This is a genomic window from Tenacibaculum holothuriorum (assembly GCF_002120225.1).
Taxonomy (GTDB): Bacteria; Bacteroidota; Bacteroidia; order Flavobacteriales; family Flavobacteriaceae; genus Polaribacter; species Polaribacter holothuriorum.
The window spans coordinates 355374-379362 of record NZ_LAPZ01000003.1; the positions used below are offsets into that span (position 1 = coordinate 355374).

Consider the following 23989-nt stretch of genomic DNA (forward strand, 5'->3'; position numbering starts at 1 on the left):
AATTAAAATCTAAAGTGTGAGAATGCCTTGTTAGCCTCAGCCATTTTATGAGTATCTACTCTTTTCTTAACAGCAGCTCCTTCTTCTTTAGCAGCAGCTAAAATCTCTGATGCTAAACGTTGCGCCATTGTTTTTTCATTACGCTTACGCGCATAAGAAATCATCCATTTGATCGCCATTGAAACTTTACGATCTGGACGAATTTGCATTGGGATTTGGAATGTTGCTCCACCAACACGACGAGAACGTACTTCTACGTGTGGCATTACATTTGACAAACCATCTTTCCAAACTTCTAAAGCTGACTTTTCTTCGTCAGTTTTCTTTTCATTTACGATATCCATTGCATCGTAAAACACTTTGAATGCTACAGATTTCTTACCGTCCCACATTAAGTTGTTTACAAAACGTGTTACTAATTGGTCGTTAAACCTTGGGTCCGGTAACAAAACTCTTTTTTTAGCTCTTCTTTTTCTCATGTTTCTACATTAAAAAAGTTACTAATTATTTTTTTACTTCTTGTCTTTTGGGCGTTTTGCACCGTACTTAGATCTACGTTGAGTTCTTCCCTCAACACCTGCAGTATCTAATGCACCACGTACAACGTGATATTTAACCCCTGGTAAATCTTTTACCCTTCCACCTCTAACTAATACTATCGAGTGCTCTTGAAGGTTGTGCCCCTCACCTGGAATATACGCGTTAATCTCATTACCATTTGTTAACCTAACACGCGCTACTTTACGCATTGCTGAATTAGGTTTTTTTGGTGTTGTAGTATAAACACGCGTACAAACTCCACGTCTTTGAGGACATGCCGTCAAAGCAGCCGATTTACTCTTCTTAGTTATTTTGGTTCTTCCTTTTCGAACTAATTGTTGAATAGTTGGCATACTAAAATGTTACTAATTTTCGTTTGTATTTTAAATTATACTCTTTTTTAAGAGTGTGCAAATGTACGATTATTTTCTAATTATTCAAATATCAGCGAGTTATTTTAAACAAGTAATTTTTCAACAACCTTACTTTACATGTTTTCGTGTACTTTAGCCAAAAAGTTTTAGCAATTGAATAAAGTTTTTATACCTTATATATATATAGTCTTATTTTCTCTTTCCTCTATTCAGAGTTTTTCACAAGTATATTCTTTAAAAATATTATCTAAAGACTCAATAGAAAACTCTTTTTTAAAGAAAGTAAACTTCAAAACTACGCACAGCACAAAAGAAAAAACCATATCAGAAACAAAAGTTATTTCAAACAAACTGAAAAGAATTGGTTTTTTTTTAAACTCTATTGATAGCATCAAAAGGAAAGACTCTTTATACACATCATATTATTCACTTGGTAAAAAAATTGACTCAGCATTTATTTTTAACACAAAAGATAAATCAACACATAGTATATCAATTGAAAAACTCCCAGATTTTTTATCATCAATATCTAACAAACTTGATTCTAAAGGAAAATCTTTTTCAAAAACTCAGTTAAAAAACATAAGAATCAATAACAATAAACTTTTTGCAGATATTTTTAGTAACGAATCTAAGGAAAGAATTATCAATAAAATAGTAATAAAAGGCTATGACAATTTTTCTAAATCTCATATTAAACATTTTCTTAAAATCAAGAAGAACACAATCCTAAGCAAAGATAAGTTAACACAAATATCTTCTTCAATCAGAAATTTAGATTTTGTTTCAGAAATAAAACCTCCTGAAGTTCTTTTTACAAAAGATTCTACATTCTTATACTTGTACCTTAAAAAGACAAAAAACAACAGCTTCGATGGATTAGTCAATTTTTCTTCAAATCAAAACGGAAACGGATTATCTTTTAACGGCCATTTGGATTTAAAACTTAACAACATACTAAATACTGGTGAAAAATTTGAGCTTACATGGAACGCTAACGGAAACGAAAGGCAAGATTTTAATTTAAAAACAGAAATTCCATATATTTTCAATTCTCCTATCACACCATCATTACATTTCAATATTTACAAACAAGATTCTACCTTTTTAAACACTGAACTTAACACTTCATTAAAATATAATATCAACCAACGGTTTTCAACATCTTTAGTATATAATTCAATAAACTCAACTAACTCTTTACAGACGACAACTAACAATCTTGTAAAAGCATATTCTAGTTTTTTCACTGGTATAGAGGCCGTTTACAAAACAAAAAGTCTAGACTTTAAAAACCAAAATAAATTTTTCGTTAGACTACAGCCTTTAATTGGAAAAAGAACACTGAACAACACGAATACCAATCAATTTAAAATTGAATCAGAAATTAATTATTTATTGAAATTAAATCCCCGAAGTTTTATTTATTTAAGAAACCACACAGGATATTTAGAATCAAATAATTATCTACAAAATGAATTATTTAGAATTGGAGGAATCAACTCTATTAGAGGTTATCTCCCTCAAAGTGTTTTTATTGATAAATTTAGCTATTTTAATATTGAATACCGTTTTAAAACTTCAAACAACAACTACCTATACTCTATAACAGATTTTGATTTAATCAAAACCAATAATCAATTACTTACTATTGGTGCTGGCTACAACTTCTCTTTAAATTCTTCTTTAATAAACATTAACCTAACCTTTAATTACACAAGCAACAATCTCTCACACCCCACACTAACTTTAATATTCAAAAACACCTTCTAGCAACTCAATAATTTTAACGTTTTTTTTGTTTTTATTAACATTTTTATTGCTTATTTAATATAAATTTAAGATTTTAGCTGCAATTAATTCAAATAATTACACAATGAAAACAAAGTTTAATGGAATTTTAACGCTTTTTTTAGCGTTTGTTGTGCATATTTCTTTTGCACAAGACCGAACAATTTCAGGTACTGTTTCAGATGAATCTGGCCCATTACCTGGGGTTAACATCGTTAAAAAAGGGACTTCTGTTGGTACAGAAACCGATTTTTACGGAAAGTATTCTATCAAAGCTAAAACTGGAGACATCCTTATTTTTAGTTTTGTTGGAAGTAAGACAATTGAAAAAACAGTTGGTTCTAGCAACACATTAAATGCTACAATGACATCTGACAATGTACTTGACGAAGTTGTTGTTACTGCTTTAGGTATTGAGAAAAAGAAAGATGAAGACTTAAGTTCATCAACTACTGTAAAAACAGAAGTTTTAACTAAATCTGGAGAAACAGGTTTAATACAAGGTTTAGCAGGTAAGACTTCTGGTTTAAAAATCACTAGAAACACTGGAGACCCAGGTTCTGGAGCTTTTATTCAGATTCGTGGGCAAAACTCGATTAATGGAGCTTCTCAACCATTAATCATTATAGACGGTATTCCTGTTTCTAACTCAAGTGTTGGTTCTGGTACTGCAGGTGTAGCACAGCAATCAAGACTTAACGATATTAATGCTGAAGATATTGCTAACGTAACTGTATTAAAAGGTGCATCTGCTGCTGCAGTTTGGGGTACAGGTGCTGCAAACGGTGTTATTGTTATTCAAACTAAAAAAGGTAAAGCAGGGAAAGTTTCTGTAAATGTAAAATCACAAATTTCAATAGACGAAATAAATGTTGAGTTTGAAAAACAAAATAAATTTGGACAAGGTGTTCCTGACTGGTGGAACGGAGGTACTGACTACTCTTCTACTGCCGCTAGTTGGGTTGCAAACACTCCTTTTTCTTGGGGTGATAAAATTTCCTTACGTTCAGGAGCTCCAAATGCAGTAACTGTAGGAAATAATCGTTTTGTTTCTTCAACTACAGGAAACATTCATTATCCTATTACATCTAAAAATGATAGAACTGTTTATAATGACAGCAACAGAAACCAGGTGTTTGGCAATGGTTTAACTGTTAACAATAGTGTTGGAGTTAGTTTTAGCTCAGGCAAGAGTAATACTTTTGTTAGTTTTTCTAATCTAGACCAAAATGGTATTATTAAAGGACAATCTAGCTACGAAAGAAACACAATTAGATTAAACCATGAAGTTGAACTAAAGGAGAACTTCAAGTTAAGATTCAATACATCATATATTAATATTGACTCTGATAGAATTCAACAAGGTTCTAACCTACAAGGTTTATATTTAGGATACTTAAGAACAGCTCCTGATTTCGACAATACTGACTATATTGGTACATATTACAATACAAACAATGTTCCTACATTTAACTCTCATAGAAGTTACAGAAATTATTTAGGTAGTGCTCCTCCAACATATGGTAACCCAGGATGGACTATTAACGAACAAGAAAACCCAAATAAAGTAGAAAGATTTACTGTAGCTCCTCAAATTACTTGGGAATTTATTGATAACTATACTTTAACCGCAAGATATGGTCTAGATTACTTCACTGATCATAGAGAAACTTTCTTTCCAGTAAACTCTCCAGCTGGATTAGGAATTGGTTCTTTTGGTCAAACTGATATTTTTGAAAAGTTTCAAACTTATAATGCATTCATCCAAACAAACCAAGACTTAACCGATGACATCAATTTAGATGTAATTGTTGGAGCTACATTTGAGCAGTTTAAACAAAGAAGATTCTTAGCTGGTTCAACTAATTTCTCAAACCCAATAGTTGGAGATGTAAGGATTTTAACTAACTCTGCAGTTGCAGACAGAACTTTAGGAACACTTATAACTGAAACAGCTAAATATGGTTATTATGGTGTGTTAAACGCTACACTTTATGATCAATTCTTAGTAGAATTATCAGGTAGATACGACAAATCTTCTACTCTTAAAGAAGGTAATTTTTACCCAAGTGCTTCTTTAGGTTGGAAATTTTCAAAATTATTAGACGATTCTTCGTTTATTAATTTTGGTAAAGTTAGAGTTTCTTATGGTGAAGTTGGTATAGAACCTAGTCCATACCTTAATGCTACAACTTTTGATCCAGGAGGAGCAGTCTCTACTTGGGGCGATGGTTTTGCTGCTGCTGCTTACGGAAATCCATTTACTAGAAATGGGTTAAAAGGAAATCCTGATTTGACAATTGAAAAAGTTAGGGAGTATGAAGTAGGTACAGATTTAAGAATGTGGGACAATAGAATTAACTTAGGAGTTACTTATTATAATAGAAAAAACACTGATGTAATTCTTAACTTAAATTCTGCACCATCTACAGGTTTTACACAAACAGTACAAAATGCTGCAGTTATTACCAATAAAGGTTTAGAAATTGATTTAGGAGCAACTATTATTAGAAATGAAAATTTAACTTGGAAAATTGATGCCAACTTCTCTCAAAATAAAAATGTTGTAGAAGACCTTAAAGGTGTTGAATCAGTTTTCTTAGCTGGTTTTACAGGAACATCTTCAAGAGTAGTTGAAGGCCATGCAATGGCAACACTTTGGGGTGGTAGATTTGCTAGAGACAATAATGGTGCTTATGTTTTAGATTCAAATGGCTTCCCAACTATTGCTGCAACTGAAGGAGTTATAGGTGACCCAAATCCTGATTGGATAGGTGGTTTAGGGACTACTGTTCAATACAAAGGTTTCACTTTATCAGCTCAGTTTGAAACATCTCAAGGTAATGATCATTGGACTGGAACTGAGGGTGTATTAAAATTCTTTGGTATTCACCCAGAAACTGCAAACGAAACTACTGCTCCAGCTGACTTAAGAACTTTTGACGGAAGAACTATTCCTGCTGGTACCACATTTAGAGGAAATATTGGTAACTTCGGTGGTAACGATGTAGCTTTAACTGAAGAATGGTATTTAGCAAATGGTGGAGGATTTGGTAGTCAATCAGAAACCTTTGTTCAAGATGCTTCATGGACTAGATTAAGAGAAGTTACTTTAGCGTATAGCTTTCCTAAATCTGTAACTGATCAATTAGGGGTTTCTAATTTAGAACTTTCTTTAAGTGGAAGAAACTTAGTATTATGGACAGGTATTGAAGGATTTGATCCTGATATAAACTTAACAGGTCCTTCTAGAGGTAGAGGTTTAGATTATTTCACTAATCCTGCTACCCGTTCATATATAGCAACTTTAAAATTCGGATTCTAAAAAACATTAAAGATGAAAAAAGTATTATTAATATTTTTAGCTCTTACTACAATTTATTCTTGTGATGATTTGATTGAAGGAGTTAACGATAATCCAAATAGTTTTACTGATGCTCCAGCCCATTTATTACTGGCGCAATCAGAATTAATTGCAGCAAAAATTAGTGAAAGCCAATCTTCTAGATTATCAAATATTTTCACAGATCAATTTACTGGTGCAGATAGACAATATATCACATTAAATAATTACACAATTACTTCAGCAGATTTTGACGATGATTGGTCTGATGTTTATGCAGGAGTTACTCAAGCTAGACTAGCTCGTGAAAAAGCTATTGCTACTGGAGATGCAGCTTTAGAAGGTGTTTCATTAATCATGGAAGCTTTATTATTTGGTGAAGCTGCAGCTTTATGGGGAGATATCCCTTACACTGAAGCTCTAAGACCTGATGAATTTCCTGACCCTAAGTATGACGGACAAGCTTCTGTTTTAAGTGCTATTCAATCAACTTTAGACGAAGGAATCTCAAAAGTTGGCTCTTTAACTGTTAATGGCGGTTATGGTGCCCCTATATTTTCAAGTTCAGCTTCTTGGGCTAAAGTTGCTCATTCTTTAAAGGCAAGGTATTATTTAGTAGCTAAAAATTATCCTATGGCCTTAGCAGAAGCAAAGTTAGGATTATCTAGTAAATCTGAAGACGTAATGATTCAACATGCTAATGAAGCTGGTAAAAGAAACCTTTACTATCAATTTGGTGTTGAGCAAAGAGAAGGATATTTACAAGTAAGTGGACCTTCTCACTTAAAAAACCTTTTAGATGGATCGACTCCAAGACTTTTAGCTACTCCTGGTGATTCTGAAAGAGCTTCTAAATATTTTAATGGAGTTCAATTAAATTATACTCCTAACGGTTATTTTGCTGTAGACGCTTCATTCCCATTAATTAGTTATTATGAAGTAAAACTAATTGAAGCTGAATGTGAACAACGCGGTGGTCAAGACGGTAATGCTCAAACTGCTTTAAATGCTGTTAGAACAGAGTTAGCTACTGAGTATATGGCTTCATTCCCTTCTTCAACTGCCACTGGTCAAGATTTATTACGTCAGATTTTAGAAGAAAAGTACATTACTTTAATTGGTTCTCTACAAGTATATCACGACGTAAGAAGAACTCAAAATTTAATAGGTGTACCTGTTAAAAACACTTCTGCTGGTAATACTGTTATTCCTCAAAGGTTTTTATATCCTCAAGTTGAAGTTAGTGCTAATAAAAATTTCCCTGGAGTTGTAGATAGGTTTGTTCCTACTCCAATCAATAACTAGTATAGTAAATACACAACATTTTAATTATACTAAAAAGGTCTAAGCATAATGCTTAGACCTTTTTTTGTTAAAAAATTGGTTATTTAAGATAAAATTAAGACTTTAGCAGCTGATTAATTCAAATAATAACATAATGAGAACAAAGTTTAATGGAATTTTAACGCTTCTATTAGCGTTTTTTGTGCATCTAACTTATGCACAAGACAGAACAATTTCAGGTACTGTGTCTGATGAATCAGGACCATTACCGGGTGTTACTGTTTTAAAAAAAGGTACTACCCAAGGTACTGAAACTGGTTTTAATGGGGACTACTCAATTAAAGCTAAAACTGGTGATGTTTTAGTATTTAGTTTCGTGGGTATGAAAAATGTTGAAAGAACAGTTTCTTCTTCAAATCAAATTAACGTAACACTTGAAAATGACAACCTTTTAGAAGAAGTTGTTGTTGTTGGTTATGGTACAGCTACGAAACAAACATTTGTTGGTTCAGCTAAAACTGTAAAGAGTGAGAACTTAGAAACTAAATCTTTTTCAAACGTCTCGCAAGCTTTAACTGGAGAGGTAGCTGGTGTTAGTGTAATAAACACTTCTGGACAACCTGGTTCAACATCAACAGTAAGAATTAGAGGTTTTGGTTCTGTAAATGGTAACAGAGCTCCGTTATATGTTGTTGACGGTGTTCCTTTCTCAGGAAGTTTAAACTCTATAAACCCTGCAGATATTGAATCTTCAACTGTATTAAAAGATGCATCTGCTACGGCTATTTATGGTGCACGTGGTGCAAATGGTGTAATTATAATTACAACTAAATCAGGTAAAGCTGGTACATCTAGTATTGAAGTAGATGTTAAAACTGGTGTTAACTTTAGTTCAATTCCAAGACAAGATGTTATTAAAAACCCTGATACATTTATAGGTTTAGCTTGGGAAGCTTTATACAACAGAGCAAATGCAACAGGAAATCCAGACCCAACAGCTTTTGCAAATTCAAACTTATTTAGTGGAGCTGGTATTGGTCCTGCATATAACTTTTATGCAACTAATGATGTTTCTCAAATCGTAGATCCTGCAACAAGAACAGTCAGATCTGGAGTAGCAAGAAAATACACTCCTGAAAACTGGGCTGATTATGCTTTTCAAACTTCTATACTACAAGAAGCTAATGTTAGATTTAGTGGAGGTGATGAAAAAAGTAAGTATTATGCTTCTTTTGGTTATTTAGATAATAAAGGGTATATCAAGAACTCTGATTATAAAAGATATTCTACTCGTTTAAATTTATCTTCTGAAGTTAAACCATGGCTTAAACTAAACACTAATATTGGTTATGCTATTTCTACTACAAATAATAATGGTCAAACAAATGACTCAGGATCAATATTTTGGTTCGCAGATAATATTCCATCAATCTACCCTTTATTTTTAAGAGATGCTAATGGTCAGATAGTTCCAGATCCTATTTTTGGAGGTAACCAATATGACTATGGTGATCAAGGACGTGATTTCGGTGCACTAACCAACTCGATTTCTGATGCTTTAAGAGATGTAAGTAGAACTCAAAGACATGAAATAAATGGAAATGTTTCTGCTAACATCGATTTATTAGAGGGATTAACTTTTGAAACTAAACTAGGTTTAATGTATCGTTTTAACGATTACATTAGCTATAACAACCCATTTTATGGATCAGCTGCTTCACAATTTGGTTCTTTATTCAATAGAGATACAGAAAGTTTAACATTAAATTTCTTAAACTTAGTACGCTACAAAACAAGTTTTGGAAGACATAACTTAGAAGTACTTGCTGCACACGAGACTAATAAAAACAAGTCTGAAATTGAAACAGCTAGTAAATTTGGAGCTATTTTACCTTTCGGAGGCTTATATTTAGACAACTTTGTTAACACTTCTGGTCAACCAAGTGGATACATTGATGAGTCTACTTTAGAATCTTATTTCGGTCAAGCTAATTACAATTTTGACGGTAAATATTTCTTATCAGCATCTATCAGACGTGATGGTTCTTCAAGATTCGTAAATAATAAATGGGATACTTTTGGTTCTATTGGTGCTTCATGGATTTTAACTAAGGAAAGTTTTATGGACGATGTTAACTGGTTAAAATACTTAAAAGTTAAAGCTAGTTATGGTTTAATCGGTGAGCAATCTGGTGTAGGTTTATACCCTGGTTATATCTTAAACAACGCGAGTCCTACTCCTGACCCTGCTACAGGGAACAACACTATCTCTATTGCAGAATCTGTTGTAGGTAATCCTGATTTAACTTGGGAAACTTCTAAAATGTTCCAAACTGGAATTGAATTTTCTGTTGGAGATTATTTAGAAGGTAATTTAGATTATTATGTTAAAAACACTGATAACTTACTATTTGATAGAGAGCAGTCAATTGCTACTGGTTTTTCAGTATTAACTGTAAATGATGGTCAGCTAAGTAATAGAGGTTTTGAATTTGATTTAACTGGTCATATTATCAATACTAAAGATTATGGTTTAGATGTGACTGTTAACGGAACATTTTTAGATAATGAGTTAACAGCAATGCCAATAGACCCTGCTACTGGGCAACAAAAAGTAATTGATATTGCTGGTGCTTATGGTAGAAGTGTAGGAAGATCTTTATTTGATTTCTATACTAGAGAATGGGCAGGTGTAGATCCTGCAGATGGTAGAGGTATGTGGTATCAATACTATGATGATAAAAACAATAATGGTACATTAGATTCAGGTGAAGAATCATTTGCTTTACCTAATGCTACTACTGGTAATGATGATAATCCTTCTGGAACTTTACACGGGTATCAGCTAGCTAACTCTAGTGCTAACATTAAAAGAACAACTACTAAGACTTATGCAAATGCAACTGAAGTATTTAACGATAAGTCTACAATTCCTACTGTACAAGGTGCATTCCGTATTACTGGTAGAATTAAAAACTTTGATATTTCGACACAGTTCTTATATAGTTTAGGAGGATATGCGTATGATGGAGCTTATGCTACATTAATGAACAATGGAAGTATTGGAAACAATAACTGGCACAAAGACATCTTAAATAGATGGCAAAAGCCTGGTGATATTACTGATGTTCCAAGATTATCAGACGGAGTTACAACTAATGACCCTATTACTGGTCAAAGTACAGTAGCTGAAAATAGTGTTAACCGTTTGTCTACTAGATTTATTACTAGCTCAGACTTCTTATCATTAAACAATGTTAAAGTTGGTTATACATTACCTAAATCATTTATTGAAAAAGCTGGTGTAGATTATGTTAACTTATGGTTAGCTGGTGATAACTTATTCTTATTATCTAAAAGAAAAGGGTTTAATCCATCAACATCTGAAACTGGAGCTTCTAGTGTATATAGATATGCACCTTTAACAACAATAACATTTGGTGTTAGAGTTAAATTTTAATAAAAAATAAAATAATTATGACAAAAAAAATAATTTATTCTTTAAGTCTTGTTGCTACAATGTTATTTGTAGGTTGTAGTGACGACTTTTTAGATGTAAAACCGACTCAACTTTTATCTGATGATCAGTTAGGTGAAGCTGCACAATTTAACCCGGCTATTGTTAACGGTAGTGTTCAGGGACTATATACATTATTATTTCAAACTGGTACTGGTAACTTACCTGGGGCTCGTTTAAGACACTATGATTTTGGTCAAAAAGCTTATGACATTTTTACCGATATGTTAACTGGTGATATGGCTTTATCTGTAAACACTTATGGTTGGTATAGAAGATTTACTGAATTACAATCTACAGTTGATTTTACTCAAGAAGAAAATGTTTTAGCTTGGAGGTATTACTATAGATTAATTAGAGCTGCTAATAAAGCTATTGCTCAATCTGGAGGTAATGATTTTACTCCTACAAGTCAAACTACTAGACATTTAATGGGGCAAGCAAAAGCAGTAAGAGCTTGGTTATATTTTAATCTTTTACAAAGTTATACTAGCTCATATGTACCTGCTGATCCAGCTTTACCTTTACATACTGATCCAGCTCAAGGTAGTCAACCTAAGAGTACTCAAGCTGAAGTTTATGCTCAAGTAGTTAAAGATTTAACTGAAGCTATTGATTTATTACAAGGTTTTAACAGATCTGGTAAAAATCAAGTTAATCAATGGGTCGCTAAAGGTATTTTAGCTTACACTTATGCAGCAATGGGAGATAACCAAAAAGTAAAAGATTTAACTTCTGATATAATTAACAACGGAGGATTTACTTTAGTAAATAGAACTGAAGCTTTAGGAGGATTTAATGACGTAAACACAGCTGGATGGATGTGGGGTCAAGATATTACTGCTGACTTAGGACTTGATCTTGTTTCATGGTGGGGACAAATGGATTTATTTACATATAGTTATGCATGGGCTGGAGATAGAAAAGCTATTGATCAGACTCTTTATAATGCAATACCTAATGATGATGTAAGAAAAGGTCAATTTTTTAATAACCCTGGTCATACCTATCACTTAATGCCATTTAGAAAGTTTTATGCTCCAGCAAGAACAATAGGTGGACAAAGAAATGTGACTACAGACTATATTTATATGAGAGTAGCAGAGATGTATCTTTTAAATGCTGAAGCTAATGCTAAATTAGGAATGGATGGTGATGCTCGTACTTCACTAAAAGCTCTTTTAGGAGAGAGATTACCTAACACTAACTATATAGATGCTTTAAGTGGTCAGGCTTTACAAGATGAAATTTATTTACAAACAAGAATAGAATTATGGGGAGAAGGTAAAGTTTACTTTAGCTTTAAAAGAAATATGAAGAGCTCTGTAAGAGGTTCTAACCATCTTTCTTTAGTTGGTGAAGTTATACCTTCTACAGATAATAGATTATCTTTTGAAATTCCTCAAGGGGAAATCCAAAATAATCCATTTATCTCAGATCAAAATAAATAATCTCTAAGAGCTCTCCGACTATTATATGTTGGAGAGTTCTTTATTTTAAACTTCCTTATTATTATGAAAAAAAATCACTTTTTTATTTTATTATTCCTTAGCTTATTCATAGTAAGCTGTAGTGAAGAAACTCCAACTCCCACAAACATTAATTATATAAGTTTCCAAGCATCAGATTACAGTTTTGGTGTTGATATAGGTGCTGAAAATACTCGAACTGTAAAAGTTTACACTGCAAATGTTTCTGACTCAGATAGAACTTTTAATATAAAGGTTGATACTGATGCTACAACAGCTGATGCAACTGCATATACTGTTCCTGAAACTTTAACTGTTCCTGCTGGGAAAAATTTAGGTGAATTAAATGTTAACATAAAAGATATTAGCATTGGAGACGGGAAAAAATTAGTTTTATATATTGAAAACACTGATGATCTTTTAACCGGAGGTAAAATAACATTAAACATATCTCGAATTTGTCCTGAGAATGAAGTTGTTTTAAAAATTGCTTTTGATTCTTATCCTGAAGAAGTGTCATGGACTTTAAAAGACTCTAGCGGTACTATTGTTGAAGAAAGTAAGGCTGGTGCTTATGATGGTATGACAGGCGAAACAGAAAAGAAGTTCTGTTTAACAGATGGTACATACACTTTTGAAATTTTAGATGTATATAGTGATGGTGCTGGTGCTTACTCTTTATCTTATAACGGAGGTTATATAGTTAATAGTGATGGTACTTATGGTGCTGGTGAATCTACAACGTTTACTGTTCAAAAATAATTTATCATTATTGTATAAAAAAACCACCTCAATTGAGGTGGTTTTTTTATACAATAAATTCTCCTACATTTGCAGCATGGAACAATCAACAACAATATTTGGTATTAGAGCTATAATTGAAGCTATAGAAAGTGGATCTTCAATTAATAAAGTATATCTTCAAAAAGGATTACGAGGTGATTTATATTTTCAATTAGAAAAATTGATTAAAAAGAATAAATTATCAACTAGTGTTGTTCCTAATGAGAAATTAGATAGACTTTCTAAACATAACAACCATCAGGGAGCAGTTGCTAAAATTTCTCCCGTAGAATTTTATGATTTGGAAACTTTAGTTGAAAAAACTATTGAATCTGAAGTGACTCCATTATTTTTATTATTGGATCAATTATCTGATGTTCGAAATTTCGGAGCAATAATTAGAACAGCAGAATGTACTGGAGTAAACGGAATAATTATTCAAAAGAGTGGTTCTGCTCCAGTAAATGCTGAGACTATTAAGACATCAGCTGGTGCTGCTTTTAAAGTGCCAATCTGTAAAGTAGATCATATAAAAGATGCAATTTTTCAATTAAAAGCATCTGGTATTAAATTGGTAGCAGCAACTGAAAAAACCGACGATTCTATTTACGACGTAAACATGAATCAACCTATAGCAATTGTTATGGGATCTGAACATAAAGGAGTAAGCAATTCAGTATTAAAGATGGTAGATTATAAAGCTAAACTACCTTTACTTGGAGAAATTGAATCTTTAAATGTTTCCGTAGCCTGTGGAGCATTTTTATACGAAACTGTTAGACAAAGAATGAGTTAATCCTCATTCTTTTTTATTTCATACAGAAATGTGATGTCTTGCGTTGTATTTGTCACCTCTTCTTCTTCGCTCTCCTGAGGTGGCACATAATTTCCGTTTTCATCGAACATGTCATCAAATTCTGTTTTCGTAAAAACAAATTCTTCTTTTACAATTCCTGTCTTTCTGTATAAAAAGGCAAAAAATAATCCAACAAGAAAACCAGATAAATGTCCTTCCCAAGACATTCCTTCTTTAACAGGAAATATATACCAAATCATACTTCCATATAAAAAAATAATGATTAGTGATAAAGCAGTTAATCTAAAGTGCTTTTTTATGATTCCACTAAAAAAAACAAAACTGAATAATAAATATACTACTCCACTCGCTCCAATATGATAAGATTCTCTACCTATTACCCAAGTAAAAAAACCTGTTATTAAAGCCCCATAGATTAAAACTTTACCAGCGACTTCTCTATAAAAATAAAAAAGACTTGTTGTAAGAACAAATAAAGGAACAGAATTATTAAAAAGATGTTTTGTACTACTATGGATGAAATGCGTAAAGAAAACACCTTTAAAACCGTTTAATTTTCTAGGAAAAACACCAAACTTATTAAAATTCCAACCAAAACGAATTTCTAAGTAATAAATAAGCCAAATACTAAATACCAATAAAAATGGTATTAAAAATATTGAATTCGAATATTTTAATTTTCCTTCTGTTTTCATCAAACTAAAAATAACAAAAACATTTCCAAAATTAAATTTCGGACGCTCTGTCATAAATCTTTTCTATTTTTACAGTATGAATCAACCTTTGGCAGAACGCATACGCCCAAAATCTTTAGATGACTATATTAGTCAGCAGCATTTAGTTGGTAAAAACGGAATTTTAACCAATCATATTAAACAAGGTATTATTCCTTCTTTGATCCTTTGGGGACCTCCTGGTATTGGAAAAACCACTTTAGCAAATATCATTGCAAGCGAATCTAAAAGACCTTTTTATACCTTAAGTGCCATTAGTTCTGGAGTAAAAGATGTACGAGAAGTTATAGAGAAAGCAAAACAAAACAGTGGTTTGTTTACCCAAAAGAATCCTATTTTGTTTATTGATGAGATTCATCGATTTAGTAAATCACAACAAGACTCTCTTTTAGGGGCTGTAGAGCGAGGTTGGGTTACTTTAATAGGTGCAACTACAGAAAATCCAAGTTTTGAAGTTATTCCAGCTCTTTTGTCTCGCTGCCAAGTTTATATTCTAAATTCTTTTGAGAAGGAAGATATGCTAGCATTACTAAATAGAGCCATGGAAAAAGACGAGATTCTTTCAAAAAAGAAAATAACGATAAAAGAAACTGATGCCTTATTCAGAGTTTCTGGTGGTGATGCTCGTAAACTTTTAAATGTTTTTGATTTATTAGTCGCTTCGGAAGATAAAGTTGAAATTACCAATAAACTTGTTTTAGAAAAAGTTCAAAAGAATACGGTTAGGTATGATAAAACTGGTGAGCAACATTACGATATTATTTCAGCATTTATAAAATCTATAAGAGGAAGTGATCCTAATGCAGCTGTATATTGGTTAGCTCGTATGATTGAAGGTGGTGAGGATGTAAAATTCATAGCAAGAAGATTATTGATCTTAGCTTCTGAAGATATTGGTAATGCAAATCCAACAGCTTTAATCTTAGCCAACAATACTTTTCAAGCAGTAAGTACTATTGGTTACCCTGAATCGCGAATTATATTAAGTCAATGTGCAATTTATTTGGCTAATTCTGCTAAAAGCAATGCTTCTTATATGGCTATTAATAATGCACAACAATTAGTAAAACAAACAGGTGATTTATCTGTCCCGTTAGCAATAAGAAATGCACCAACTAAATTAATGAAAGATTTAGACTACGGAAAAGATTATAAATACTCGCATAATTATCCTGGTAATTTTGTAGAGCAAGAATTTTTGCCAGAAGAAGTATCTGGAACAAAGTTATATGAACCTGGAAATAATTCCAGAGAGAATAACTTTAGAGAAATTTTAAAACAACGTTGGAGAGAAAAGTATAATTATTAAAAAAGAGAGCTTAAGCTCTCTTTTTCTTAAAACTTAATTTGATAAGTTTCTGTTTTTTTTGCTCCTTCTAAATTATATTCTGCAATCCAACTAGAACCACTTTTATATATAACTCCGTTTTTATCTTTAATTACAAATACATCTTTTAAATTAGTTTTAAGTACCTGAAAAACAACTTCTGGTTTGGTATTCACCAACTGAAATCCATTGGTAATTGGTTGTGCATATAAAACATTCTCAGTCTTTTTAACCTCAACTGGTTTACTTCCAACAACAACTTCTGGAGTTTTTACTATTGCTGGTGCGTTTGTCATAACATCAACATTTTCTTTAATTTCTGGTAAATACTTGTAGTTTAATTTTTGAACTGATTTAAAAGCTCTTTTTATAGCTTCATGGTATGCTCTTTTATATTCTTTGATTTTACTTTTTCCTTCAATTGAAGTAAATAATATATTATTACTACAGTCTTTTAATTCTATAAAATTCTTTGTCGTAAACATCCCAGAATTACTTTTAACATCTGCTATAATTGCTAAACATCTATTTTCAGCTAAGTCTTTAGGTAATTTTTCATTTGCTAAAAAAGCTTTAAATCCATGCTTATTAAATAAAAATTTTGTTAACGAACTCGTTTTATACTGATCTGTTGACTTTAAAAAATCAAACTTAGTTGGAACAATTACATACTTATAATTATTAATTGATTTCTGAGAAAACACAGATGTAGTTAATGTTAATAAAATAATAAATAATAGTCTTTTCATATTAGTTAAAAATTAAGTTCATTCCGAATTGAAATGAAGCTCGATTTGCAGATGCAATATCGGTTAAATTAAAAATATTATCAACTGTTCCGTATAAATGAAACTTACCCACTCTGGCAGACAATCCTAAACCTATATTTGTAGCAGAGAAGTCATCAACTGTATAAGTAACTTTTGTATTAAAACTTTTAGATAATCTACCTTCATAAAATCCAGTTAAGGCAAATTTTGGCCCCGTAGGTCTCATTACAGTGAATATCTGTGCTCCTACAGCATTATTAAAATAATCTTTATAAGAAATATCACTACAATTTTCCATATTCCTGCTTCTACCCCAACTATATTTATATGAACCATTAAATTTAATAGGTCTCATTACAGTATAAGATTCCTTATTTTCTGAACGTGGAACTTGTGCTTCAAAATCACTATTTAATTGTTCCCAATAATTAACGTTATTTCCATCGTATTGAAACTCAATACCAGAAAAAGTGTAATCTCCAACTATAGTACCATTTCTTAAATCTTCAGAATAACTTACAAACCCTATATCTAATAAACTCGCAGTAATTTCTGTTTGTCTATCAATTTTATATGTAAACCCAACATCAAACCCCAGTCCTAAATTACCTCCAAAGAATGCTTTTCCAATAAATGTTGATGCAGACACATCATCTTCAAAATAAATTCCAGAACTATATCCTGCTACATTAATATTATTTAAATAATGTGTGTATATATTATTTTGTCCCAAACGAGTAGTAAAGCTACCTGTATTATTTGCAGATAAAATATTTGCTATTCCTGAATAAATCTTAAATCTACCTCCTACTGTAAAGTTCTCGTTTATCTTTCTAGAAATTCCTGCATGAAGCACCCCAAGAGCTTCTGCTTTAACATTTACCTGAGATAATAAAAAAGTACGATTTAAATTAGATGCATTTCCGTCATTTATAAGTTCAATAACATCTTTAGGAAAGTTTGCAAAGACATCTAATTCCGTATAAAAACCAGCACTTAAAAAATCTCTATCATTAAGTCTATAACTTCCGCTTAAAATTTCTATCTGTTGATTCATACTTATGTAATCATCTACCGAAATTCTAGAAATAGCATTTCTAACCTTGGTTGTAAAATCTATATTATCATTCTTAAACAAATCTGATACTGTAACTTCTGAAATACCAGCATCTACTGACAAACCAGATAGCAATGGAATTCCAACATGATATTTATAACTCGGCTGCACACCAGGATTCAACAACATTGTTTGAGGTATTTCATCAAACCCATACAACACTTGTCTATTTTGCGCTTGCACAAAACATACTGTCATTATTAATGACACAAAACACAATAACTTTTTCATTAAGAGGTAATTTTGAAAGTAAATGTTCCTGCAGATTTAAAAATAAAATCTTTTATTTCGTTTGGATTAATTGGAGTTCCAGTAGCTGTTGACATTCGTATAGTAACCTTAATTTTTTTTGAATTCAAAAACTGAGGTGAATCCGCTACAACTATAGTTCTTTTTTCGGTTAAGTTAGGCGAATTAGCAGGTACATTTATTGTAGGAATTGTGTGCATTAAATTATTATTTTCATCTAAAAACTGAAAATCAATCGTAAAATTTCTATCAAAAGGGTTAGTAATTTCAAAATCTAACTCAGCTTCTACCAATTCTTTTGTAATTATATTATCAATAATTGTTTCATCTGAAATTTCTGTAACTTCATTATCGTTCGTATCAATAAAACCTCTACTTGGTATTTTAAAATACACTAAAGAGGCTATTGCTTTAGGTTCTAGAGTAAAGTTTTCAGCTTGATTGAAGTCTAAATCTTTAACACAAGATGTTAAAGAAAGAATTGTAATTATTAGAAAAATATACTTGTTTACTTTTTTCATGGAGGTTTTAAAAAGTTATTAAATACTTAACGTTTTGGTTTTATAGATATTGCTTTAAATCTAATAATGAATTAACGCTCACAACACCCGATTCTTTTTCTGAATTTTGATTAAAATATATAGCTAACATTCCCGTTTCTATCGCTCCCATTATATCTGCTTCATAACTATCTCCAATCATTATACTTTCTTCTGGTACGGCTTGAGTAATTGACAAGGCGTATTCAAAAATTTTCGGATTTGGTTTCTTTACTCCTACACTTTCAGATGTAACGATTTCTTTAAAATATTTTGCTATTCCAGACTTTTGAAGTTTTAGGCTCTGTACTTCCTCAAATCCGTTTGTAATTATGTGTAACTGATATTTTTCCTTTAAATAATCTAACACTTCAATTGTATCTTCAAACAAATAATTATGATTTGGCAAATACTTTATATAATCTTCAGAAATTGTATTAATTAATTTGTCAGAAGCATTAAAATTCAACTTATCAAAAACATCTTTTAATCTTTTATAACGTAATGTTTTTTTATCTATTTTATCTTCTCTATACAATCTCCAATAAGATAAGTTTATAGGAATATAAACTTCTAAAAAATCATGGAGCGCTATTGGTAATTTTTGCTCTTCAAAGATTTGCTGAAATGTAAGTCTAGAGTTTCTATCAAAATCCCACAAAGTATGATCTAAATCAAAAAAAATATTTTTTACTTGCATCATGCTTCAAAAATAATGGTTATTAACTCTTAAAAAAGTATTTTAGCGTTAATATTTTCGTTATGTCTCCTAATAAAAAACTTCATATTCTTTTTTTGTGCGGTTGGTATCCTTCAAGAGTACTTCCAAACAATGGAGATTTTATTCAACGACATGCCGAAACTGTTTCGTTACAACACAATGTTTCTATTCTTCACATAATTTCAGATATCAATAACACAAAAAATATTGAGTATACTACTGAAGTTATTAATCATGTCAACACACATATTGCTTATATAAAACCAAGTTCAAACCCTGTAATCAAAGGTTATCGATTTTATATAGCTTTTAAAAAGTTACTTGCAAAAATTGGTAAGTTTGACATTATACACCTTAACAAGTTATACCCGTTTGGTTTGTTTACTTTTCTATTGAAACAGCCTTATATAATTTCTGAACATTGGACTGGATATTATAAATCACATTCTAGTAATATTTCTTTTTTTGAACGTTTTGTATCAAAAAAAATAATTAAAAAAGCTTCATATGTATGTCCTGTTTCTAATGAATTAAAAAAATCAATGGAACAACTAAGATTTAAAGGAAACTATAATATTGTAGGAAATGTTGTTGATACTTCTGTTTTCAAACCATTGACGAGAAAAGAAAATGATACTTTTACAATCATACATATATCTAATATGAATGATAAACATAAAAATGTTAGTGGTATCATTTCCGCTTTTTCAAAACTTGAATTTAAATCAAAATTAGTATTAGTTGGTGAAAATTCTTCAAAGTATATGAGCTATGCTAATAAACTTAATTGTACTAACAACATTGAGTTTATAGAACATATTCCACATTATAAAGTAGTAGAATATTTACAAAGCTCTGATTTATATATCTCCTTTAGTAACTACGAAACTTGGGGAATTGTAATGATAGAAGCTCTAGCTTGCGGCACACCTGTAATATCTACAGACACAGGAATTTTAAACGAAATTGATAAAAACAATTCTTTTGAAATTATAAAAACTAATGATGTTAAAGGATTAGTAAACACAATTAGCTCTTTTAAAAATAACCGTAACATTAATAAAAATGAAACACATGATTTTATAGCTAAAAACTTTAGCCCTAAAACAATCGCAGAACAATTCATCAATCTTTATAAAAATTCATTAAATTGAAAGGATTAACAAACTACATACAAAGTTTTTTAAACCGATCAGGAGGAGAAATTTTCATTGCAACTGTTCTAGCTCGTGTATTTTCTTTTATTGCGTCTTTTATTGCCTTAAAATTAATACCTAATAAAAATTTAGGAGTAGTTTTATTTTCTTGGAATATTATCAGTTTTCTAATGCCTTTTATTGGTTTTGGCTTACATCAAAGTTATATTAGATACGGAGCTTTACTAAAAGATAAAGACGATAAAAAACACCTATTAACTTACGTTATAAAAAAAGGATTTATGGCTTCCCTTCTACTTTCTTTAGCTGTAATCGTCTTTGCGCAATTATATCACTTCGAATTTGAAAAAACCAGCACTTATTTAAGCTTATTTTCGCTTGTATTTATTCCTTATTATTTACTTGAAATTATTAAAATAAAAAGCAGACTATTTCACGATAATAAAAGTTTTGCTTTTATTGAAGTTACTTATAATATTATATTACTTTTTAGTGTATTTATTTTAAGCTATAACTTTACCGAAAAAGGTTATATAGCCGCGTTACTTTTTACTCCATTAATAACCTCAATCTTTTTTATAAAAAAGTTAGATTTAGATTTTAGTTACAGTAAAAAATTAACAATAATAAATAGAGCGTTTTGGAAGTTTGGCTTTTTTGGAGGCTTATCTAATGTAGTAACAATGCTCCTTTTTGCTATTGATATTTTATTAATTGGTCACCTAACTCAAAATTCAGAAAACGTAACTATTTATAGATATTTATCAATAATTCCTTTTAGCATTTTATTTTTACCCAGAGTACTTATAAACACCGATTTTGTAAGCTTTACAGAAAGAATAAAAGACTCTACTTATATAAAAAATTATATAAAAAATTACATTTCTCTTTTTAGCTTGATTAGTATAATTTATCTAATTCTATTCTATCTTTTTGATAATTTTATCTTACAGTTTTTTGGTTCAGAGTTTCTTTACTACAAAGATTCCTTTTTAATATTAAATATTGGTGTTTGCGGAATTCTAATTCTCAGAGGATTATTTGGAAACTTATTATCTTCAATTGGTAAAGTAAACATGAACTATTATATAAGTTTAACCGCACTAGTAATTAATATTATTAGTAATTATATCTTAATTCCAAAACTAGGAATTAAAGGAGCTGCTATAACTTCAGCTAGTTTAATGTGGTTTACAGGAATTGCTTCTTATGTTATTTTCAAACACTATTATTCATCGTTTAAACAATCGTAATATTTTAGGAAGATTATTATAATGAAGGTGAATATACTTTTCGTCTGTAGCACCAAAACTTCTATAATATTTAGCTATATTTTTCATAGATGATCCTCCAAAATCAAATATTTTAAAATGAGGTTGATATTTAAAAATAGCTCTATCGTTCATAAAAGTGTTAGCCCCATTAGATCGGTTTGAGAAATCTGAAGAACAAACTACTTCTGTTACTCTATTTTTTAATTTTACGAAAAATGCTGAAGATACTAATTGGTTATTTTTATCGTAAATAGATAAAACTTCTCCTTTCTTTTCACATTTGCATATTTTTATTAGTTGAAATAAATTATTGTAATCTCTTTCTCTAATTCCCTTACCTAAACGCTTCCCTACATTTTGTTTAAATAATTCGATTAGGTTCTCAGGAGCGTCATTCCATTTTTCAACTAAATCAAATTCTTGAGCTTTTTTAAGTTCTCTTTTTCTATTTCTATTATAATTCCTAAAAATAGTATCGTAATTCGTTTCTAAAGACAAAACTTGCATAGTTTTCTCTAGTTGAAACTTCTCAAACATACTAAATGAGTTTTTTGAATTTGTACGTTGTTCAACATACTTAAATTCATGAAACACCTCTATTAAAAATTCATTTTCATCAACTACTTCTGTAGAAAAAACACCTAATTGTAATACCCATAGTGGTGGATACACATATTTTATTCCTAACTTTTTTCGCCAAGGAAGTGGCATAACAGCAATATAATCTTCTAAAACCAACACACTCCAATTATCACAGGCAATATCTAAATACCAAGAAAAAACAAAAATGTTTCCTTGTAATGAATTCTCTATACAATTATCATATTTAACAATATCAAGATCTTTTCTCTCAACTAAAAAAATCATTAGCTTCTTACTATTTTTAACATCGAACCATATACTCTACCCCAACCTTTCCAGCGTAAATAATTACTTAAGCTTTCGTTATGAAAAAGCGTTATAAAAGTTCCATTAACTCTACGTACTTCATTTTTTAAATCTCTTATTTTTCCTAACGATTGCTTTGGAGTCAATTTCATATAATCATTCAAAGTAGTATCCATTAATGCGAATGGAAAAATCTTGAGTGGAGTTTGAATTTCAAAATCTAAATCGTAAAAATAAAACGGAGTACAAGTACTTGCTCTAAAGCCTACATGACTTGCGTATCCCATAGAATAATCTTCTTCTATCTCTAAATCGATTAATTTTTGATAAGTTTCTGGTAAAGAAAATCGAAGATAATGCTGTCGAGATCGTTTCATTGGCATATTCGTAATTCCTTCTAAACGTTCTTTTTCTTTTTTTATGATGGTAGCATCTTTCATACTGTAATAAGAAGGATGTAATCCTACTCGAGCATAATCTACCATTTCTTTAATCAACAATCTAAACTTTGTTTTAGATGCCGAAACATTCGTGTCGAACGTAGTATAATCTCCTATTAAAAAGAAAAAAATAGTGCGTACATCTAATTCTTTTTTAAATCGAAGTATTTTATCAAATGTGTTAAATGGATCTTTTTTAATGTTGAATCGTACCGCAAAACGATCCCACATATTAAATATTTTAAATTGCGAAGTGTCTTTTAAAAATCCTGCAATCGTTCTAACAATTCCTTTGTGTTTGTAGCAATAGGCATTATCTACATCAATAGTAGAAATATAGTTATAAAAACGTTTTTTATATTCATAATCTGGATATTTTTTTTTAAGTTCCTCTAACAATCTGTAAGCCCAAATATCTACAACCGGTTTTTCTAAAAACTTATGCTTAAATGCTAAACTTTCGGTAGCCATAAAACGTTCGTGGACATCTTTTATATGCGGTAAATATTCTTCGTATCTTGTAATCAAATAAAAACTAGCTCCAAATATATCGTAAGGAATAACCGATTTTTCTCCTGCTGAAAAAAAACAAGATACTCCTTTCCATTTTTCAATCTTAATTTCAACATCATTCACTCCTTGCTGAAATAACAAATCGTGGCTTCTAATAAAAAACTCTTTTCCTAAAGGTAATTTTGTATATGACATTTTGGGTCCGTTATATGCAACAAACTCTTCTACTTTCGAAGTAAAATCTATGTCAATTAATAAAATTCGAGTAAAAACATGTTTGAATATATAACGAACTCTAGGTGTTACTTTATGGGTATAAATTAAAATCATTTAAAAAAGTTA

The 23989-nt window shown here is 30.7% G+C and carries 19 protein-coding genes; 10 read left to right on the plus strand and 9 right to left on the minus strand.

Annotated elements, in window-relative coordinates:
* Positions 1–2: 2 nt before the first annotated feature.
* Both rpsG and rpsL read right to left on the minus strand, forming a co-directional pair.
* Complete coding sequence (gene rpsG / locus WH52_RS06950) at positions 3–479, minus strand: 30S ribosomal protein S7 (RefSeq protein ID WP_086030206.1); 477 nt, start codon at positions 477–479, stop codon at positions 3–5.
* Positions 480–512: 33 nt separating this feature from the next.
* Complete coding sequence (gene rpsL / locus WH52_RS06955; RefSeq protein WP_086030207.1) at positions 513–893, minus strand: 30S ribosomal protein S12; 381 nt, start codon at positions 891–893, stop codon at positions 513–515.
* Between the two features lie 174 nt (positions 894–1067).
* Here rpsL and WH52_RS06960 point away from each other — a divergent pair, with 174 nt between their 5' ends.
* The 7 genes from WH52_RS06960 (at position 1068) to rlmB (ending at position 13897) form a co-directional block, all read left to right on the plus strand.
* The gene (locus tag WH52_RS06960) at positions 1068–2687 is read left to right on the plus strand and encodes a POTRA domain-containing protein (protein ID WP_086030208.1); all 1620 of its coding nucleotides are present in this window, start codon (positions 1068–1070) and stop codon (positions 2685–2687) included.
* Positions 2688–2790: 103 nt separating this feature from the next.
* Complete coding sequence (locus tag WH52_RS06965; protein WP_086030209.1) at positions 2791–6030, plus strand: SusC/RagA family TonB-linked outer membrane protein; 3240 nt, start codon at positions 2791–2793, stop codon at positions 6028–6030.
* A 12-nt stretch (positions 6031–6042) separates the two neighbouring features.
* Positions 6043–7353, plus strand: coding sequence for a SusD/RagB family nutrient-binding outer membrane lipoprotein (locus tag WH52_RS06970; protein WP_086030210.1), 1311 nt, complete (start codon positions 6043–6045; stop codon positions 7351–7353).
* Positions 7354–7486: 133 nt separating this feature from the next.
* Positions 7487–10792, plus strand: coding sequence for a SusC/RagA family TonB-linked outer membrane protein (locus WH52_RS06975; RefSeq protein WP_086030211.1), 3306 nt, complete (start codon positions 7487–7489; stop codon positions 10790–10792).
* Positions 10793–10809: 17 nt separating this feature from the next.
* A complete protein-coding gene (locus WH52_RS06980; RefSeq protein ID WP_086030212.1) occupies positions 10810–12300 on the plus strand; it encodes a RagB/SusD family nutrient uptake outer membrane protein in 1491 nt (496 codons plus the stop codon).
* A 63-nt stretch (positions 12301–12363) separates the two neighbouring features.
* Positions 12364–13080, plus strand: a complete 717-nt coding sequence (locus WH52_RS06985; protein WP_086030213.1) for a DUF4843 domain-containing protein — start codon at positions 12364–12366, stop codon at positions 13078–13080.
* A gap of 76 nt (positions 13081–13156) precedes the next feature.
* Complete coding sequence (gene rlmB, locus WH52_RS06990; protein ID WP_086030214.1) at positions 13157–13897, plus strand: 23S rRNA (guanosine(2251)-2'-O)-methyltransferase RlmB; 741 nt, start codon at positions 13157–13159, stop codon at positions 13895–13897.
* On the opposite strand, the gene WH52_RS06995 is transcribed toward rlmB, so the two are convergent.
* The gene (locus WH52_RS06995) at positions 13894–14613 is read right to left on the minus strand and encodes a rhomboid family intramembrane serine protease (RefSeq protein ID WP_086030329.1); all 720 of its coding nucleotides are present in this window, start codon (positions 14611–14613) and stop codon (positions 13894–13896) included. The two genes, rlmB and WH52_RS06995, sit on opposite strands and share 4 nt — an antisense overlap.
* A gap of 76 nt (positions 14614–14689) precedes the next feature.
* Between WH52_RS06995 and WH52_RS07000 the strand changes: the two genes are divergently transcribed.
* Positions 14690–15961, plus strand: coding sequence for a replication-associated recombination protein A (locus WH52_RS07000; protein WP_086030215.1), 1272 nt, complete (start codon positions 14690–14692; stop codon positions 15959–15961).
* Between the two features lie 26 nt (positions 15962–15987).
* On the opposite strand, the gene WH52_RS07005 is transcribed toward WH52_RS07000, so the two are convergent.
* The 4 genes from WH52_RS07005 to WH52_RS07020 are packed head-to-tail and all read right to left on the minus strand — an operon-like array spanning position 15988 to position 19357.
* Positions 15988–16728: a hypothetical protein gene (locus WH52_RS07005; protein WP_086030216.1), complete on the minus strand. Its 741-nt coding sequence runs from the start codon at positions 16726–16728 to the stop codon at positions 15988–15990.
* A 1-nt stretch (position 16729) separates the two neighbouring features.
* Positions 16730–18097 (minus strand): DUF5723 family protein, encoded by a 1368-nt coding sequence (locus WH52_RS07010; protein ID WP_143592094.1) that lies wholly within the window; start codon positions 18095–18097, stop codon positions 16730–16732.
* Positions 18097–18636 carry a hypothetical protein gene (locus WH52_RS07015; protein WP_086030218.1) on the minus strand — a complete coding sequence of 180 codons (540 nt, stop codon included), beginning with the start codon at positions 18634–18636 and terminating at the stop codon, positions 18097–18099. The genes WH52_RS07010 and WH52_RS07015 overlap by 1 nt, the downstream gene beginning before the upstream one ends.
* Before the next feature lie 40 nt (positions 18637–18676).
* Positions 18677–19357, minus strand: a complete 681-nt coding sequence (locus tag WH52_RS07020) for a YjjG family noncanonical pyrimidine nucleotidase (RefSeq protein WP_086030219.1) — start codon at positions 19355–19357, stop codon at positions 18677–18679.
* A gap of 59 nt (positions 19358–19416) precedes the next feature.
* Between WH52_RS07020 and WH52_RS07025 the strand changes: the two genes are divergently transcribed.
* Both WH52_RS07025 and WH52_RS07030 read left to right on the plus strand, forming a co-directional pair.
* The gene (locus WH52_RS07025) at positions 19417–20529 is read left to right on the plus strand and encodes a glycosyltransferase family 4 protein (RefSeq protein WP_086030220.1); all 1113 of its coding nucleotides are present in this window, start codon (positions 19417–19419) and stop codon (positions 20527–20529) included.
* Complete coding sequence (locus WH52_RS07030; protein ID WP_086030221.1) at positions 20526–21785, plus strand: MATE family efflux transporter; 1260 nt, start codon at positions 20526–20528, stop codon at positions 21783–21785. The genes WH52_RS07025 and WH52_RS07030 overlap by 4 nt, the downstream gene beginning before the upstream one ends.
* Here WH52_RS07030 and WH52_RS07035 read toward each other — a convergent pair.
* Together WH52_RS07035 and WH52_RS07040 are read right to left on the minus strand one after the other, a co-directional pair.
* On the minus strand, positions 21765–22673 hold the full coding sequence (locus tag WH52_RS07035; RefSeq protein ID WP_086030222.1) for a hypothetical protein: 909 nt from the start codon (positions 22671–22673) through the stop codon (positions 21765–21767). The two genes, WH52_RS07030 and WH52_RS07035, sit on opposite strands and share 21 nt — an antisense overlap.
* Positions 22673–23977 carry a polysaccharide deacetylase family protein gene (locus tag WH52_RS07040; protein ID WP_086030223.1) on the minus strand — a complete coding sequence of 435 codons (1305 nt, stop codon included), beginning with the start codon at positions 23975–23977 and terminating at the stop codon, positions 22673–22675. Before WH52_RS07040 ends, WH52_RS07035 begins: the two co-directional genes overlap by 1 nt.
* Positions 23978–23989 lie beyond the last annotated feature (12 nt).